This window comes from Echinicola salinicaeni (assembly GCF_014280965.1).
Taxonomy (GTDB): Bacteria; Bacteroidota; Bacteroidia; order Cytophagales; family Cyclobacteriaceae; genus Echinicola; species Echinicola salinicaeni.
Map to the genome: position 1 here is coordinate 41,075 of NZ_JACODZ010000006.1, position 16,850 is coordinate 57,924.

15 protein-coding genes are annotated in these 16,850 nt (G+C 38.3%); 8 read left to right on the forward strand and 7 right to left on the reverse strand.

Annotated features, from left to right (window positions below; all coding sequences use genetic code 11):
* Positions 1-66: 66 nt before the first annotated feature.
* Positions 67-303 carry a hypothetical protein gene (locus tag H7U17_RS12285; RefSeq protein ID WP_186757037.1) on the reverse strand — a complete coding sequence of 79 codons (237 nt, stop codon included), beginning with the start codon at positions 301-303 and terminating at the stop codon, positions 67-69.
* Positions 278-880, reverse strand: coding sequence for an RNA polymerase sigma factor (locus H7U17_RS12290; RefSeq protein ID WP_186757038.1), 603 nt, complete (start codon positions 878-880; stop codon positions 278-280). Before H7U17_RS12290 ends, H7U17_RS12285 begins: the two co-directional genes overlap by 26 nt.
* Positions 881-1,277: 397 nt before the next feature.
* On the opposite strand from H7U17_RS12290, the gene H7U17_RS12295 reads away from it, so the two are divergent.
* The 4 genes from H7U17_RS12295 (at position 1,278) to H7U17_RS12310 (ending at position 6,843) form a co-directional block, all read left to right on the forward strand.
* Entirely contained in the window at positions 1,278-1,895 is a 618-nt protein-coding gene (locus H7U17_RS12295; protein WP_186757039.1) for a hypothetical protein, read from the forward strand.
* Positions 1,896-1,989: 94 nt separating this feature from the next.
* Positions 1,990-4,809 (forward strand): excinuclease ABC subunit UvrA, encoded by a 2,820-nt coding sequence (gene uvrA / locus H7U17_RS12300; protein WP_186757040.1) that lies wholly within the window; start codon positions 1,990-1,992, stop codon positions 4,807-4,809.
* 202 nt (positions 4,810-5,011) lie between these two features.
* A complete protein-coding gene (locus H7U17_RS12305; RefSeq protein WP_230981396.1) occupies positions 5,012-5,962 on the forward strand; it encodes a WD40/YVTN/BNR-like repeat-containing protein in 951 nt (316 codons plus the stop codon).
* Positions 5,963-6,108: 146 nt separating this feature from the next.
* On the forward strand, positions 6,109-6,843 hold the full coding sequence (locus H7U17_RS12310; RefSeq protein WP_186757042.1) for a 1-(5-phosphoribosyl)-5-[(5-phosphoribosylamino)methylideneamino]imidazole-4-carboxamide isomerase: 735 nt from the start codon (positions 6,109-6,111) through the stop codon (positions 6,841-6,843).
* Between the two features lie 98 nt (positions 6,844-6,941).
* Here H7U17_RS12310 and H7U17_RS12315 read toward each other — a convergent pair whose 3' ends face one another.
* Entirely contained in the window at positions 6,942-7,298 is a 357-nt protein-coding gene (locus tag H7U17_RS12315; protein ID WP_186757043.1) for a hypothetical protein, read from the reverse strand.
* A 78-nt stretch (positions 7,299-7,376) separates the two neighbouring features.
* Between H7U17_RS12315 and H7U17_RS12320 the strand changes: the two genes are divergently transcribed.
* A complete protein-coding gene (locus H7U17_RS12320; RefSeq protein WP_186757044.1) occupies positions 7,377-7,712 on the forward strand; it encodes a tRNA-binding protein in 336 nt (111 codons plus the stop codon).
* A gap of 46 nt (positions 7,713-7,758) precedes the next feature.
* Positions 7,759-10,221 (forward strand): bifunctional UDP-N-acetylmuramoyl-tripeptide:D-alanyl-D-alanine ligase/alanine racemase, encoded by a 2,463-nt coding sequence (locus H7U17_RS12325; RefSeq protein WP_186757045.1) that lies wholly within the window; start codon positions 7,759-7,761, stop codon positions 10,219-10,221.
* Positions 10,222-10,225: 4 nt separating this feature from the next.
* Here H7U17_RS12325 and wecB read toward each other — a convergent pair whose 3' ends face one another.
* Positions 10,226-11,320, reverse strand: coding sequence for a non-hydrolyzing UDP-N-acetylglucosamine 2-epimerase (wecB, locus tag H7U17_RS12330; protein WP_186757046.1), 1,095 nt, complete (start codon positions 11,318-11,320; stop codon positions 10,226-10,228).
* Between the two features lie 242 nt (positions 11,321-11,562).
* Here wecB and H7U17_RS12335 point away from each other — a divergent pair, with 242 nt between their 5' ends.
* Both H7U17_RS12335 and H7U17_RS12340 read left to right on the forward strand, forming a co-directional pair.
* Positions 11,563-12,231 (forward strand): hypothetical protein, encoded by a 669-nt coding sequence (locus tag H7U17_RS12335; RefSeq protein WP_186757047.1) that lies wholly within the window; start codon positions 11,563-11,565, stop codon positions 12,229-12,231.
* A gap of 110 nt (positions 12,232-12,341) precedes the next feature.
* On the forward strand, positions 12,342-13,949 hold the full coding sequence (locus H7U17_RS12340; protein WP_230981398.1) for a capsule assembly Wzi family protein: 1,608 nt from the start codon (positions 12,342-12,344) through the stop codon (positions 13,947-13,949).
* 76 nt (positions 13,950-14,025) lie between these two features.
* On the opposite strand, the gene H7U17_RS12345 is transcribed toward H7U17_RS12340, so the two are convergent.
* The 3 genes from H7U17_RS12345 to H7U17_RS12355 all read right to left on the reverse strand — a co-directional run bounded on the left by H7U17_RS12345 (position 14,026) and on the right by H7U17_RS12355 (position 16,849).
* The gene (locus tag H7U17_RS12345; RefSeq protein ID WP_186757048.1) at positions 14,026-15,183 is read right to left on the reverse strand and encodes a BamA/TamA family outer membrane protein; all 1,158 of its coding nucleotides are present in this window, start codon (positions 15,181-15,183) and stop codon (positions 14,026-14,028) included.
* 90 nt (positions 15,184-15,273) lie between these two features.
* Positions 15,274-15,966, reverse strand: a complete 693-nt coding sequence (locus H7U17_RS12350) for a fatty acid desaturase (protein WP_186757049.1) — start codon at positions 15,964-15,966, stop codon at positions 15,274-15,276.
* Between the two features lie 37 nt (positions 15,967-16,003).
* Positions 16,004-16,849, reverse strand: a complete 846-nt coding sequence (locus tag H7U17_RS12355) for a 4-hydroxy-3-methylbut-2-enyl diphosphate reductase (protein ID WP_186757050.1) — start codon at positions 16,847-16,849, stop codon at positions 16,004-16,006.
* Position 16,850: the final 1 nt, after the last annotated feature.

Below are 16,850 nucleotides of genomic sequence, written 5' to 3' on the forward strand. Positions count from 1 at the left end.
TCCTTGGCCATAAAAAAACCCTCTGAATAAGCATATTCAGAGGGCCTTCACCGATATTTCGTGATGTCAGACCTTTTGGAGTCCAGAAGTTTTGGCTTTCTCTTTTATTGAAGCGACCACCTTATCAGATGGTTCCAATATCAAACCGTTGATTTGATCAATGGTACTCAAAAAACCTAAATAATCCTGCATTAGATCATCGTCTTTGCGTAACATTTCCTCAAATTCAATACTTTCTTCTTCACTCATTTCCTGATAGACATACCTTATCAGGTGATCATTTGGGGTAAAATATATTGTCATAGGCAACATTTATTTGTTTTAGTTTTTTCCTAATATTGATCAATGCATATCTCATCCTTCCAAGAGCCGTATTAATACTAACTCCTGTTTGATCAGCTATTTCCTGAAAACTCAAATCCATATAATGCCTCATGATCAAGACTTGTTTCTGAGATTCAGGCAACTCATTGATTAAATCCCTTACCAATTCATGTGTCTCATCCTTGACCTTTTGGTCTTCGACATTATCCTCGGCAAATTTTAACGTATTGAATAAACTCGAACCATCCTCCATGACAATAGAGGGGTACCGCTTCATTTTTCTGAAATAATCTATGGCCAAATTATGCGCAATACGCATAAGCCATGGTTGAAATTTACCTTCTTCGTTATACTTGTCTGAATTGAGGGTCTGGATTACTTTTACAAAAACATCTTGCAATAAATCCTCCGCTAATCCTTGATCTTTTACAATCATATAAATCGTGGTAAAAACACGCGATTTATATTTATCAACCAACACTTCGAAAGCTGCTTCGCTTCCATTTCTATACTGAGCTATCAGCTCACTGTCTTTAGGTCCTAACCTTTTACTCATAAATTCTGACGTTTAAATAACGTAGAGGTTTATTTCATATTGCGGATTTTAGGTGGGAAACTTAAATTATTATTCTCAAATGTATCGAATACAAAAACACAAAGCAATGAAATAAATGATTTTTTTATGCCGTCAAAACTCTCCTAACAACAACTTTCAAAATATTCATCTGAATTGTCTCACAAAAACAAAACTTTCAATTGAATTAAAATTCTAAAATTTGGTGATTTTTCATGGAAAATTTCTTTTAAACCACCTGATTTACCCTAGTCTCCACCATAAGTATTTATTATTTGCCTATTCAGCAATTATTTTTCCACATATTAAGCTAACTGGCTCATTTATTGATCAGTAGAATTAGTAAGTATAAAATTTTTCATCTAAGCCCTTTATAACTATGAGAATCATCCTCACAAATACCCTTCTTTACATCATCATTTGTACTTCTATCTTTTCCTGCAACCACCAGCCTAAGGAAGACCTTCAAACCATTGAGATAATTGGCGCTGCTGAAATCAATTTCGAATCCCTCAAACCTTGTTTGAACATTAATTTTAATGGCCCAAAAGAAGGAAAAGAAAACTTGGAAAAACTGATGTCTACAGAGGAAATGAAGGCCTTTCAAGTAGAAAAAATGAATGAGAACTACTACAAACCAAATAATCTAAAAAATGAACATTTTGAATATGGGGTCAACTATCGACTGATACTTAATCAAGAAGCTGATAGGGATATAATAAGTGAAATACTCAAGGAAAATGGTATTACAGCAAACTTAAACAGTGGCGGACATTTTATTGAAAAAGCTGAAATTAATTCCAAAAACAGCCAAGGATTCAACAGCGCTATAGAAAATGCAAAGTCAAGAATCGATAAGTACGCCAACTCATTGGGAAAAAACTATAAAATATTATCCATTGAAGAAATTGATGACTACCAACAATTACCCATTGATGGCATCATTTATAATAACAGCCTAATCAAAAAAGTAAAAGTAAAGGCCCAATTAGAATAAAAATACGACTGTAAATACAATTAGGAACTTTTCACATTAATTCAGCTTTAAACAAATTACCATTTCACCTGTTCACTTGGTATCTTTGTAAGCTATGAATGAGACTACTGCTTTGAATGAGACTTCTATTGAAGATCTTAACCCCAAAGAATATATAATTATTAAGAATGCTAAGGTAAACAACCTCAAAAGCCTCAGTGTAGCTATCCCAAGAAATAAATTGGTGGTAGTGACTGGTCTTTCCGGTTCAGGAAAATCCTCCTTGGCTTTTGACACTTTATTTGCCGAAGGCCAAAGGATGTATGTGGAAAGCTTAAGCTCCTATGCTAGGCAATTTTTGGGCAGAATGGAAAAACCCGATGTGGAATACATCAAAGGTGTCTCCCCTGCAATAGCCATACAACAAAAGGTCACAACGAAAAATCCACGTTCCACAGTAGGCACAACGACAGAAATTTATGATTACCTCAAATTATTATTTAGCCGAATAGGCAGAACCTATTCTCCAATAAGTGGGGAAGAAGTGAAACACAATACTGTCACTGATGTAGTGGACTATATTCACAGCTTTGATGAGGGAGATAAGGTAATGATAAGCTGTCCGCTACAAATCAGTGAAGGTCGAAGCATAAAAAAGGAGCTCGAAATATTATTACAAAAGGGGTTTACCAGAATCTTAATCGATGGAGATGCACACTTTGTCGAAGACCTTTTGGAAGAAAGCAAAATACCTGATGGAAAGATAGAAATCCTCATTGACCGAGCTGTTATACAAAAAAAAGATGAGGACAACCAGTTCAGAATAGCTGATAGTGTACAAACTGCTTTTTTTGAAGGCCATGGAGAATGCATAGTAGTGGTTCCTCAAAAGGCCAAAAAACAATTCAGTGATAGATTTGAAATGGATGGCATGTCCTTCGAGTTACCCACCGTCAATTTCTTCAGCTTTAACAACCCTTATGGGGCTTGTAAAAAATGTGAAGGCTTCGGATCGGTACTTGGTATAGATCCAGATTTGGTCATTCCTGACAAATCACTTTCCATCTACGAAGGCGCCATTGCCCCATGGAGAGGGGAAACCACTAAAAAATGGGCAGCTCCTCTTATCAAAAACGGAATACAATTCGACTTTCCCATCCACAGACCCTACGAGGAATTGGATGAAGAACATAAAGCGCTTCTTTGGAAAGGAAATAGCTACTTCAAAGGCTTAGATGCCTTTTTTGAACACCTTCAGAGCAAAACCCACAAAATCCAATACAGGGTCATGCTATCCAGGTTCAGAGGAAGAACCACCTGTCCCGACTGTAAAGGCACCAGACTTAGAAAAGATGCTGCCTATGTAAAAATCAATGAGCATTCTATTACAGACATTGTACTGATGCCAATCGAGAGGGCACTGGATTTCTTCCAAAGCCTTCAACTTAGTGATTCGGATGCTCAAACTGCCAATAGGCTCCTAAAAGAAATCTTGAATCGCTTGGAATATATTGACAAGGTTGGCTTGGGATATTTAACCCTGAATCGGCTCACCTCTACCCTTTCCGGAGGGGAATACCAAAGAATCAAATTGGCCACTTCACTGGGTAGTGCACTGGTAGGTTCCATGTATATATTGGATGAACCGAGTATAGGCCTGCACCCAAGGGATACTGATCGGCTAATCTCCGTATTAAAGTCGCTCAGAGATCTGGGCAATACGGTAATCGTAGTGGAACATGAAGAAAAAATCATGAAAGCCGCAGATGAGATCATCGATATAGGCCCTGATGCTGGTGCAAATGGAGGGGAATTGGTTTTCCAAGGAGAATTAGAGGCGCTACTCGATCATGGTGAGACATACACGGCCAAATACCTCAAGGGAGAAGAAAAAATCAATATCAAAACTGGCAACAGAAAATGGAAGGATAAAATCATTATCAATGGAGCCAGGGAAAATAACCTCAAAAACATCAATGTTCAAATCCCTCTGAATACCCTAACCTGCATTACAGGGGTCAGTGGCTCTGGAAAATCCACTCTGATAAAAAAGGTGCTTTATCCTGCTTTAGGAAAGACCTTAGGAACTGTCATTGATGAAACTGGTAAATTTGATAAATTAAGTGGCGATTATAAATCTATTGGACAAGTTGAATTTGTGGACCAAAACCCAATTGGAAAATCTTCCCGTTCCAACCCTGTCACTTATGTAAAGGCCTATGATGCTATTAGATCACTATTTGCAGAAATAGGACTTTCCAAACAACGTGGCTACAAACCTGCATTTTTCAGCTTTAATGTGGACGGGGGTAGATGTGAAGCCTGCCAAGGCGAAGGAACCCAAAAAATAGAAATGCAGTTTATGGCTGACATTTTCCTCACATGTGAATCATGTAAGGGCAAGCGCTTCAAAAATGAAATCCTAGATGTCACCTATAAAGATAAAAATATTGCCGATGTCCTCGACATGACAATTGATGAAGCCATGATCTTCTTTGAAGGAAAAACTGCCATCATTAACAGACTTCAGCCTTTACAGGAAGTGGGCTTAGGCTATATTGGTCTAGGACAGTCTTCCAACACCCTTAGTGGTGGCGAGGCCCAAAGGGTGAAGCTGGCATCTTTCTTGGGCAAAAGCCATGGAAAAAGTAAAGACCATATTCTTTTCATTTTTGATGAACCAACTACTGGCCTACATTTCCATGATATCAAAAAACTCCTTCACTCTATCAATGCACTGATTGAAGAAGGACACTCGGTTATCATTATTGAGCATAATACGGAAGTGATAAAATCAGCCGACTGGGTAATCGACCTAGGACCGGAAGGTGGAGAAAAAGGCGGATATATTACTTTTGAAGGGACTCCCGAGAAGCTTAAAGCAGCAAAAGATAACTATACAGCAAAATACCTCAGAGAATCCTATATGGATTAATTCAATCACCCCCTCAAAAAACAATGCCCATAGAAACTTTTCTTTGGGCATTTAAGTTTTAAAACCTATAAAGTATATTCTAAAACCGCATTCTTCGATATCAAAAATGAGAAATATTTTCTATCTCCTTTTTTTAAACATTATATCCAGTTTCCTATTAAGCTCATGCCAAGCCCCAAAAGCTCATGAAATTAAAGCCCCTTTGGGTTGGGAAATACTAGATACTCCTACCAAGAGTTCCATCAGAGGCCTGTCTCCACTAACTGAAGATATTGCTTGGGCTACAGGTTCCAATGGTCTATGGATGTTGACTGTAGATGGAGGAAAAACATGGGAACATGGTGTTATAGATAGGCTGGACACTGTGGATTTCAGGGATATTGAAGCTTTTAATGCCAAAACAGCCGTAGCTGTTTCAGCAGGACAACCAGCAGTCATTTATAGAACTAACAACGGAGGTAAAACCTGGAAAAAAACCTATGAAGGCCCGAATGAAGCCTTTCTAGATGGCTTGTCCTTTGAGGACAAAAAGAAAGGCTTTGCATATGGTGACCCTGTCGATGGTAAGTTAATGGTCCTGCAAACTTTAAACGGCGGAAAATCTTGGATAGCACTCAGCACTACACCGGAATTAGCAAAAGGAGAAGCAGGATTTGCTGCAAGTGGCTCTGGTATTTTAACCAAAAACAATAATATATGGATTGCATCTGGAGGCACACAAAGTCAAGTCTATTATTCTGAAAATGCTGGAGTAGACTGGAAAAGTTTTTCAGTCCCTATTCTCCAGGGAGAAGCCTCCCAAGGAATATTTTCAATGACATTTGTAAAAGAAGGAAGCATTGTGGCAGTTGGAGGTGATTATAAAAACCCGGATTCTAATAACAAAAACATCGCATTATCCATAGACCACGGCAACACCTGGAAATTACCTAAGGGCAAAGGACCATCTGGTTATCGTTCTGGAGTTGCCTACTTCCCAAAAGAAGGCTGGTTAATCGCTGTTGGCACCAACGGAAGTGATTATTCAACGGACGGAGGAAACAACTGGACCAAGTTTTCTGACCAAGGCCCTCATGCTATTAAACTTTCGAAAAATGAAGGCACTTTATGGGTATCTGGAGCAGATGGAATGATAGGAAAAATCAAATATTAAGAGATTTCACCATTCTCAAACATTAAAACAGGTATAATTACTATTAATTAATGTACCTTTTTATTATATTAGGTAGCTTATGGCAAGAAACAGTATCCTAATCCTTTAGGAGCCTATAGCAAACGAAAAGACCTAAATAGCCCAAAATGTTCGAGATTATTCCATCCATCTATATTATAAATGGTAAATGTGTCCGTCTGAAAAGAGGAGACTTCACCACCGAAAAAGTTATTTCTAATAACCCACTTGAAATTGCACAGAAATTTGAAAACAGTGGGCTGGAAAGATTGCACTTAGTTGACTTGGATGGTGCCAGAAGAGGAGAACCAAAAAATTACCATATTCTTAATATCATGGCCGGATATACCAGCCTAAAAATTGATTATACCGGAGGCCTTTACACGGATGGAGATGTCATCAAAGTTTTTGAAAATGGAGCAAAAACCATAACTGCTTCTACTGCTGCAGCAAAGAGTCCGGAAAAATTTTCTCAGTGGTTAATGTCATATGGAAGGGAAAAAATCAATATGGCAGCAGATACCGACCCAAAAGATTATAAAATCAAAATCGCAGGCTGGCAAAAAAACACAGATATTGATCTTTTTGACCAGGTGCAATACTTCTATGACAGGGGACTCAAATACCTAAAATGCTCAGATACCACCCGTGACGGGGTTTTGGAAGGCCCTAACTTTAGCCTTTATGAAAAAATGGTCAGCAGATTCACTGACCTTCACGTAGTAGCCAGTGGAGGGGTCAGAAATATTGATGACCTAAGAAGATTAAGAGACATGGGCTTACGAGGTGCATTAATCGGCTCAGCTTTTTATGAAGGAAAAATCAACTTGGAGGACCTCAAGGAATTTGTAATAACCGTTTAGGCAATTAATTTTACAACAGGCATAAAAAGAATAAGGAGACATATACTGCCTCCTTATCTTGGGTTATTGTTAATTGTAAAACTAATTGGGTTCAAATTTTAATCCTCTTTAAATCTATCCATGATGTATATGAATAAATTAAAAGATAATGTGGACATTTCTTCCTCATCTACCTCTTTTTCGCTTGAGGACTTATATATGGGATTTTCTTTAACTTCCTTTACTGAAGACTTAGCTTTTTTTGCAATAGAAACTCTCTCTGGCTTATATTCCTCAGATGTAAAATCCTCAACACTTTCTACAGAATTTAAGAATTCATCACCAGACCTACCAGGTCTTCGATCACAATCCCTAACCTCTTGAGCACCAACCTCCACATTATACAATGCAACAATAGCAAGACCTGCTATTACAGACTTATATGATTGCGGTAGAATTTGGCTTATATTAAACATTATAAAATTTTATTTCAATAATCTTTATCTTGCCCATAATTGGTTTAGGAATTCCAAATATACAAATTATTCAAAAAGATGCAAACGATTCAGTTTTCTGATTTCCAAAAGGTTGATATCAGAATCGGTACAATTATAAACGCTGAAATTTTCAAAGAAGCCAAAAAACCTGCCTATAAACTTCTAGTAGACCTTGGCGAACTTGGAATAAAAAAATCATCAGCGCAGATTACAGAGAATTATAATCCTGAAACCTTAATTGGAAAGCAGGTCATATGTATTTGTAATTTTCCTCCAAAACAAATTGCCAATATAATGTCTGAAGTACTTGTAACAGGGTTTCATGATGAAAATGGAAATATAACATTGGCCACCTCTGATCTAAATGCTCCTAATGGAGCTAAACTCTATTAATCCCAAGGTAGATACATCTAAATATCAGCATCCCAACAATCAAAAAATGATCAAACCTGTAGCGGCTAAAAAGCTTCCCTCAATTATTAATGGTCAGTTTCTCCAAGAAAAAAATGAACTGACCATAAAGGAAGTATTGACAGATTCTAGAAAAATCATTAACGGAAAAGAAACTGTCTTTGTGGCCCTGAAAGGGTTCAAAGTAAATGGACAAGACTATCTTGATGAAGCTTATCACTTGGGAGTCAGAAATTTCATCGTACAAGAAAACCCTAATTTTGAAAAACTAGAACAGGCCAATATTATTTTAGCATCCAATACTACTGATGCCTTGCAGGCTTTAGCTAGCTATAATCGGTCCCAATTTACGAAGCCAGTAATAAGCATTACAGGTAGTAATGGAAAAACCATTGTAAAAGAATGGTTGGGTCAATTATTATCCCAAAAATACCATATAGCCAAAAGCCCCAAGAGTTATAATAGTCAAGTTGGGGTACCATTATCCATTTTCGGAATCGACAAACAACATCAAGCTGCAATTCTGGAAGCAGGCATTTCCAAGCCAGGTGAAATGACAAAACTGGAAAAAATGGTAAAACCCAATATTGGTATTTTCACTAATATTGGCACAGCCCATGCTGAAGGCTTCACCTGCCAAAAAGAGAAGCTCAAAGAGAAGTTATTTCTCTTTAAGGATGCACAATATATCATCTATAGAAAAGACCAGAATACAGTTCACAAAGCTATGCTTGAGCATTTTAGCCTTGACAAACTAATCTCATGGTCTGAATTACCAGGGGCAGATTACACCCTTTCTACAAAAAGGACTAATTCCAGTAGTAAGATCACCTTGATAAAGCCTGATATGGGTGTATTCACTTTTGAGACCAGCTTTACCGATGAAGCCTCATTGGAGAATCTCCGCCACGCCATAGTTGCAAGCCTTGTTTTGGGAATGTCAGAGCAAGAAATCCAAGCTTGTCTACCGCAATTAAACACGGTGGAAATGAGGCTTACCCTAAAATCCGGGATCAATCAATGCTTATTGATAGACGACACCTATAATAATGACCTTGCCGGATTGGATATTGCATTGGAGTTCTTGCAAAACCAAAGGCCAAAGAACAGAAAGATCTTAATTCTATCTGACCTCCTTCAAGCAGGAGAATCCGAAGTGGTCTACCAAAAAGTAAGGGAATTAATTCAACACAATCAATTGGACTTATTTATTGGGGTTGGGGAGGAAATAAAAAAATTAGAAAACCAGCTTCCCTGCGAAAGCCTGTTTTTCAGGAATACTGAAGTTTTACTTTCTTCCTTACCAAATATTGCTTTTCAGAATGACCTCATCCTTATAAAAGGTGCGAGAGCATTTGCCTTTGAGCATCTCGTTAATGCCTTGCAGGCGAAGCTGCACGGTACTGTGCTGGAGATCAACCTGAACGCCCTGCGAAGAAACTTCATCTTTTATAAGGAGCAGATTAAACCATCTACTAAGATAATGGTTATGGTCAAGGCCTTTGCCTATGGAGGGGGAGCCACCGAAATCGCCCACCACCTGGAGCAACTCAAGGCAGATTATTTAGCAGTTGCCTATACTGACGAGGGCGTTTCCCTGAGAGAAGACAAAATCAAATTGCCAATAATGGTGCTCAACCCTGCACCAGAATCATTTGGAAACCTGATCAAGCATAATCTAGAACCAGTAGTATATAGCCTATCTTTCTTTGAACAGCTTGGAAAATACTGCAAAAGTCAATCTGCTATTTTAAACATCCATTTGGATTTGGATACAGGAATGCACCGTTTGGGCTTTGACCAAGAAGACCTTGAAGAATTAAAGAAACTGATACGCTTATATCCGGAATTAAAGATGGCAAGCTTTTATACACACCTCGTGGGAGCCGATGAAAGCATCCATGAAGATTTTTCCTTGGAACAAATTAGCCGTTTCATATCCATGGGAGAAGAATTAAAAAAAGAGCTGGATTACAAACCGATTATGCATGCCCTTAATTCAGCCGGAATCCTTAGGTACCCAGAACATCAGCTGGACATGGTCAGACTGGGAATTGGACTTTATGGGGTAGAGGTCAATGGTCTCCATGAAAAGGCCTTACAGCCTGTCAGCATGCTAAAAACAACTATTTCCCAAATCAAAAAACTCAAAAAAGGGCAAACTGTGGGCTATAGCAGAAAAGGTCTGATGCAAAGAGATGGTAAAATTGCCACGATTGCCATTGGCTACGCCGATGGTTATGACCGTAGATTTAGCAATGGTGTAGGCAAGGTCATGATCAATGGGCAAATTGCCCCCATAATAGGAAATATATGCATGGATATGTCAATGGTGGATATTACTGACATTGATGCGGAAGAGGGGGATGAAGTCATTATCTACGGAAATGGACTGTCCTTAAAGAAACAGGCCAACTCCATAGGAACTATCCCTTATGAATTGCTTACTAACATAAGTGATAGAGTCAAAAGAATATACTACTTGGATTAACTTCCTAACTATAAATTTCCTGAAGTTTTTCTACAATTCGAAGTGCAGTCTTTCCGTCCCAAAGTGGAATGCCTTGGTATTCCTTCCAAGTTCCTGTCATCAATTTCTCCAAATAAGGCCGGAGCTTGGAAGGATCTGTCCCCACCAATTCATTCGTTCCCAAATCTATCGTTTCAGGCCTTTCAGTATTGTCCCTGAGAGTAAGACAAGGCACATTCATCACTGAAGCCTCCTCCGTTATCCCTCCAGAATCAGTAATGACAGCCTTTGCATTTTTTACAAGGTAATTAAACTCCAAATAAGAGAGTGGATCAGCATAATGAAGCCTATCATGACTTATCCCCAACCTTCGAAGCACTTTGGCCGTCCGAGGATGGACAGGGAAAATTATTGGGTACTCTCCCGTTCCCAAAATTATAGCATCCATAATCGCTTTTAGCTTGTCCTCCTCATCCACATTAGCTGGTCTATGCAAGGTTAAAACAAAATAGGCCTTGGATTTTAAATCCCTTAAATATGCTTCAGATGGCTGTTTTAGTTGATTCGCCTTATGTAGCAAAGTATCGATCATCGTATTGCCCACAAAATGAATTCTATCTTCCCCTACTCCTGATTTTTGAAGATTATGATTTGCCAATTCCGAAGTGGTAAAAAAATGATCTGTAATACTATCTGTCACGATTCTATTGATTTCCTCTGGCATGCTCATATCCCCTGACCTAATCCCGCCTTCCACATGAACAACGGGAACAAGCAGTTTTTTTGAAGTTATAGAACAAGCCAAGGTTGAGGTCACATCCCCCACCACTAAAACCACATCCGGACGATTATGTTCTAATTCCTTTTCAAATCCAATCATGATGGCTGCAGTCTGCTCAGCCTGTGAACCACCCCCAGCACCTAAATTTGCATCAGGATCCGGTATTTCCAGTTGCTCAAAAAAATCACCTGACATCTTTCGGTCATAATGTTGACCAGTGTGAACTAGTCTAAAATCTATAGCATCACCTGCTTCCTTTTTTTGTTGTATAGCATGAATGATAGGAGCAACTTTCATAAAATTTGGCCTTGCCCCAGCCACTAAGGTTATATTTAGCATGATATTATTCCCAATTTGATTGCACCCAAGGCAAAGCTTGATTTGGAAAGCGAATATACACATTCTTTGGCTTCACTAAAAAACCACCATCTTGCCAATCCTCTCTTTGCCTTAAATTAAGCAAAACCCTAATTTCCTTTAATTTATCTTATATTTGTGCCGTTGTTAAAAACCTGAATGCAATTACATCCATAACAGGTAATTAATAAGTATATTATTTAAAAAACCATCTAAACTACCACATGCAAAAAGCTATTTCCAAGTCCAACTACTTGCTTTTTGGGCTACTCATCCTATCATTCTTTTTAAGTGCCTGTCAGGAGGATCAGCTATTGGACGATGTTTTGGTTTATGACAATGACTTTTCAAAGACTGGCAGCCTTACCAATATTGAAAACGGTAAACTTCATATCTATCAAAATGACACCCTATTGGGAAACTTTAGCAATGAATCTTTTACGGTAAACCTCGACAATCTACCTGGACATAACACAGTAAGGATTGTCATTGAACTTTTAGTGCATGACAGTTGGGATGGTAATGCCACAGGCTTAAGTGGTCCAGACTATTGGTATTTAAATGTAGATTATAAGGAGATATTTAAAACCACCTTTTCAAATTCTCCTTGTGTTTCCTCCTATTGCCTTTATCAATCTTATCCCGATCCGTATGGAAGACATAATGACCCTAAATCTGGAGCTATTGAAAAGGAGCTTCCTGGTCTCTGCCAATATAAGGACACCCCTGAGTGGACTACTAAATACAGGGTCAGCAAACTAATCAGTCATGTAGGTCCGAAGATTCAATTTACTTGCGGGGACCTTTTAAAACAGGACAATGCTCCTTCCCTGATATGCGACGAAAGTTGGTCAGTATCAAAAATCGAAGTCAGTACGCTCACCGTTAAATAATGATGATGATTTTGTCAAATCTTAAACTCTCCGAAAAGATAAAAGCAATAATTATTTGCTTGTTATTTACTCTTCCTATTGCGGCTAATTCCCAAACTGCCAACTTAAACATGTCCTATCTAGAGGACTATCTCAGAAGGCAGCAGCTTATAGGGAATTTTGACAAGAACTATTCATTTAATATCCGACCTATATCACCAAATACTGATGATTTAATACAAACCGATAGTGAATACTCAGATTTTCATCAAAGTCTTTATGGGGTCAAAGAACACCAGTTATTTGCAAATGGAGAAGGAACAATCAAAATTTTGCCGCTACTCTTTAAAAACCAGTATAATTCCAATTATTCATTTGGTACTAATGATGGCGCGATGATTCCGAATAAAGGGGTCCAGTCACTCATAAGTGGTGGACTTTATGCTTCTTATAAAGGTATCAGTATTCAGTTTCAACCAGAATTTTTAACTGCACAAAACCTAGATTTCGAAGGGTTTCAGCTTAAAATGGACGGGTACCATTGGCTGGACTATTTCGAATGGCTTAACACCAGCGATATCCCCGAACGGTTTGGGACTGGGTCTTATACAAAATTCTTTTTAGGCCAATCAAATATAAAATACACCTATAAAGATTTTTCCATAGGGGTCTCCAATGAGAATATTTGGTGGGGTCCAGGTAAAAGGAACTCATTATTGATGAGCAATAATGCACCAGGATTCCTTCATGCCACCATCCACACAAATAGACCGATAGCAACACAAATTGGATACTTTGAAGGGCAGATTTTCTCAGGAAAGTTAAAAAACTCAGGTTATTTACCTCCAAACCCTGGATTTGTTTATAAACAAACTGAAGCCTATATCCCAAAAAGGGATGAGGACTGGAGGTATCTCTCAGGCATCACTATCAGCTACCAGCCTAAATGGGTTCCTGGGCTTTCTATAGGATACAGTAGTGTTTCTCAAATATACTATAATGATATGGACAGTTTCGCTGATTACTTGCCCATATTTAATGGAGAAAAAGGCCCCGCGAATATTGTTAATACAGATCGAGACAAAAGAAACCAATTAAGCTCAGGCTACTTCAGATGGATGAGTCATGGTGGACTTTTTGAATTTTATGGGGAATATGGCTCCAATGGAAACAGCAGACAGTTAAGAAATTTCCTCGTAAATCCAGATTTAAATCGGGCCTTTACCTTTGGTTTTAGTAATCTGATACCACTGAAAAAAGATGATGCATATATACAGATAAGCTCTGAAATGACGCAAACAGGTCAGACGGTGAGAGAGGCCATTATTGCTGAAAACAGCTGGTACACCCATCCTCACGTCCGTCATGGATACACTCATCTTGGACAAGTTCTGGGAGCTGGCAATGGACCTGGAAGCAATGTAATTTTCCTAGAAGCCAGCTGGGTGAAAAATTATAACAAAATTGGATTCCAAATGGAGCGTATCGTTTATAATAATGATTACTACTATAACACATTTGAGATCATAAAAGACTATAGAAGGAAATACATAGACTTGGTACCCTCTCTATTAGCAGACTGGAAAATTGATAATTTTTTTATCTCAAGTAAATTCCAATATGTAAATACCCTTAATTATAAATGGTATTTGGAGAACGACCCAAATCAATATTTTATCGCGGGGCTAGACAAAACAAACTTTGTCGCTCACATTAGCTTAAGTTATATTTTTGACTAATTGCTAAGTAAAAATTAAGCAAAAAAGATAGGTCAAATCAGCCTATCTTTTTTGCTTTCATGGGAATACAAACCGATCAAATAACTTCATTCAGTCCGAAATAAAAAGCGGTCTGGTCACCGAAAGCAAAATCAATCCTAATATTTATTCCTTCATCGTTCATTCTATAACGGATTCCAAAGCCAGCACCATAATGAAAACGATCAAAAGCATATTGGGAAAGTTTATGGGCTACTTGCCCTGTATTACCAAAAAGAACCATTCCTAGATTTCCATACACAGGCAGCCTCATCTCAGCCTGATATACCATGGCCATTTTTTCTCTATATCTACCATCAAAATATCCCCTCATCCGCTTACTTCCTCCGATTAAAGACATCTGCTGAAATGGCGCCTCTCCATCTATAAAACTCCACCAAGCTTGCATGGCCAATATCTTCCTCTTCCCCACTGGAATATATTTCCTCAGGTCTAGCTCATAGCGATCATAGGTAAATTTACTCCCTAAAAAGGGTTGGAATGTCATCCAAGAGAATTGATGAAAGGAACCTCCCCTGGGCTGAAAGATATCATCTCTTGAATCATAATTCAATTTAAGTCCTAAACCAGAGACTCGAGGATCATCCGAACCAGGCACCTCCCCACTTTCCAGCATTCCATGCAACTGAGTCTCATAAATATTATCGGTTCTGAATTCCAACCTGGGCCCGAAATAAACATTTGGAATGATTCTGCGCATATAATTCAAGTGAAAATAAGCATATCGGGTTGCATAGTCTTCCTGCTTATCATAAGGCGTATTATTCCCTATGCCATAAAACTTAAAGGGGTAATCGGTCAGTTCTAATCTTGCATTGATATAATCTTTGTTATAGTTTTTCCACAGATCCAGGTCCAACTCCAAAATGGCCTGCTTCTTTAAAGTATAAATAAAGGTAATAGGCATGGAAGAAGGCCTAAGTTGCTGTGCTTCCATTTTCTTGGACTTGAAAACCTTAATAGCACCAGCACCGATACCCAAACTGGTTTCTGGAGCATAAGTCACTGCAGGGATGAAAGACCAAGTTGCTGTACTTAATTTATTGAGCACATGGTCTACGGTATTAAAAAATTTACTTTCTACCTGCTCATTGTCTACTGAGCTTGAATCATTTTGTGCCTGAGCAAATATCACCCCGACGAAGGCCTGAACAATTAGAAAACATTTAATTGACCTATAAATAAATTGGCACATATGGAGAAAAACTATTAAACTTAAAATCCTTCAAAAATAGCTGAAATTAAGGGGAATATTATTTCGAAATACTGAATAATATTTTTCTAATCACTTCATTTTCCACAGTCTCCACCATGGGGTTCCTGGAGAATCATGATGCTCATAATGATATCCAAAAAAATAACAGGACAAAAATGCCCAAAGGTGGTTCTTTGGCAGTGTCCCAGACTTATGTTTATTATGATGTTCTCCCCTGTGAGGCAAGTAGGTCCCGAAATAAAATAACTGAAAGGTGGATAATATAGCAGGCAACATCCAATACAAAATCAGGTTTTCCACTGGAAAATAAATTTTCAACCCTTGAAAAGCGATTCCCATCAGTATCAATTGCCCAAAGGTTATATAGGTTTTGATAAAACTCCAGTACCACTTCCAAAATTGATGGGATTCATGATAATCAGGATCATCTCCTGTAGCCACAAAGCGGTGATGCTCATGATGCTTTGGAAACAACCTAAAATAAAAATTGAAGGAAAACAATATAGCTGCCAACCAACCAAGTGCATCATTTACCTTCTTATTAGCTGCCACACTACCATGCATGGCATCATGAGCTGTTATAAACAGCCCCGTATACAAATGCATTTGTAATAAAATAGCCAGATAAGTAAATGGGTTTTGGTAATCAAGCTTCCAAGTCAATAGCCAATAGATCGAAACCGCCCAACTGACTATAATCAGCAAAGCGATCATTATACCATACGGGCCCACTGGACGATTTATTGAATTGGATTTCATCATATGACTAAGGTAATCTGCCCATAGCAAAAAAGGAAACTTAATAAAGAAGCAAAGCCTTTTTAACATCTTCCATCAGCCACATTGGAGTGGAAGTCGCACCACACACTCCAACGGAATCACCAGTGGTAAACCATGAGCTATCCAGCTGATCCGAATGGGAAACAAAAAATGTATCAGGATTTTTCTGCCTGCAAACTTCATATAATGCTTTTCCATTACTGGACTTACTTCCACTTACAAAAACTATCTTGTCATAAGATGCTGCAAATTTTCGCAATTCCTTATCTCTATTGGAAACCTGCCTACAAATGGTATCATTAGTTTGAACTGCAATCCCCCTTTCCTTAAGAATACGATTTATTTCATAAAACTTATCGGTACTCTTAGTAGTTTGGCTAAATAGTGTGATACGTTCTGGCATATTCTCCAAATCCAACTCCGTAATGTCTTGAAAAACGACGGCCTCATTAGCCGTTTGTCCAAGCAAGCCCTCTACCTCGGCGTGACCGTGCTTTCCATAAATATATATCTTGTCCTTCCTATCATAGGAATTTTTTATTCGGTTTTGCAATTTTAAAACCACAGGACAGCTTGCATCTACCAAGGTCAAATCATTCTTTATGGCCAGCTCATAAGTTGAAGGAGGCTCACCATGCGCCCTAATCAACACCTTTTCACCAGTCAAATCTTTCAACTTCTCATGATCGATAATCTTCAAACCTTTAGCTACCAACCTTTTCACCTCTTCATCATTATGCACAATATCTCCTAGGCAATATAAATGTCCTTCCTCATTGAGAATATCCTCGGCCATTTCAATGGCATATACTACGCCAAAGCAAAAACCAGAATTTGAATCTATATGAACTTTTAAATCCAACATA

Excerpts from the sequence above, each read along its gene's own strand:
- H7U17_RS12310 (WP_186757042.1), top strand. The coding sequence starts at position 6,109 with ATGTTCGAGATTATTCCATCCATCTATATTATAAATGGTAAATGTGTC.
- H7U17_RS12285 (WP_186757037.1), bottom strand. The coding sequence starts at position 303 with ATGACAATATATTTTACCCCAAATGATCACCTGATAAGGTATGTCTAT.
- uvrA (WP_186757040.1), top strand. The coding sequence starts at position 1,990 with ATGAATGAGACTACTGCTTTGAATGAGACTTCTATTGAAGATCTTAAC.
- wecB (WP_186757046.1), bottom strand. The coding sequence starts at position 11,320 with ATGCTAAATATAACCTTAGTGGCTGGGGCAAGGCCAAATTTTATGAAA.
- H7U17_RS12355 (WP_186757050.1), bottom strand. The coding sequence starts at position 16,849 with ATGTTGGATTTAAAAGTTCATATAGATTCAAATTCTGGTTTTTGCTTT.
- H7U17_RS12335 (WP_186757047.1), top strand. The coding sequence starts at position 11,563 with ATGCAAAAAGCTATTTCCAAGTCCAACTACTTGCTTTTTGGGCTACTC.
- H7U17_RS12290 (WP_186757038.1), bottom strand. The coding sequence starts at position 880 with ATGAGTAAAAGGTTAGGACCTAAAGACAGTGAGCTGATAGCTCAGTAT.
- H7U17_RS12295 (WP_186757039.1), top strand. The coding sequence starts at position 1,278 with ATGAGAATCATCCTCACAAATACCCTTCTTTACATCATCATTTGTACT.
- H7U17_RS12345 (WP_186757048.1), bottom strand. The coding sequence starts at position 15,183 with ATGTGCCAATTTATTTATAGGTCAATTAAATGTTTTCTAATTGTTCAG.
- H7U17_RS12315 (WP_186757043.1), bottom strand. The coding sequence starts at position 7,298 with ATGTTTAATATAAGCCAAATTCTACCGCAATCATATAAGTCTGTAATA.
- H7U17_RS12320 (WP_186757044.1), top strand. The coding sequence starts at position 7,377 with ATGCAAACGATTCAGTTTTCTGATTTCCAAAAGGTTGATATCAGAATC.
- H7U17_RS12340 (WP_230981398.1), top strand. The coding sequence starts at position 12,342 with ATGTCCTATCTAGAGGACTATCTCAGAAGGCAGCAGCTTATAGGGAAT.
- H7U17_RS12325 (WP_186757045.1), top strand. The coding sequence starts at position 7,759 with ATGATCAAACCTGTAGCGGCTAAAAAGCTTCCCTCAATTATTAATGGT.
- H7U17_RS12350 (WP_186757049.1), bottom strand. The coding sequence starts at position 15,966 with ATGATGAAATCCAATTCAATAAATCGTCCAGTGGGCCCGTATGGTATA.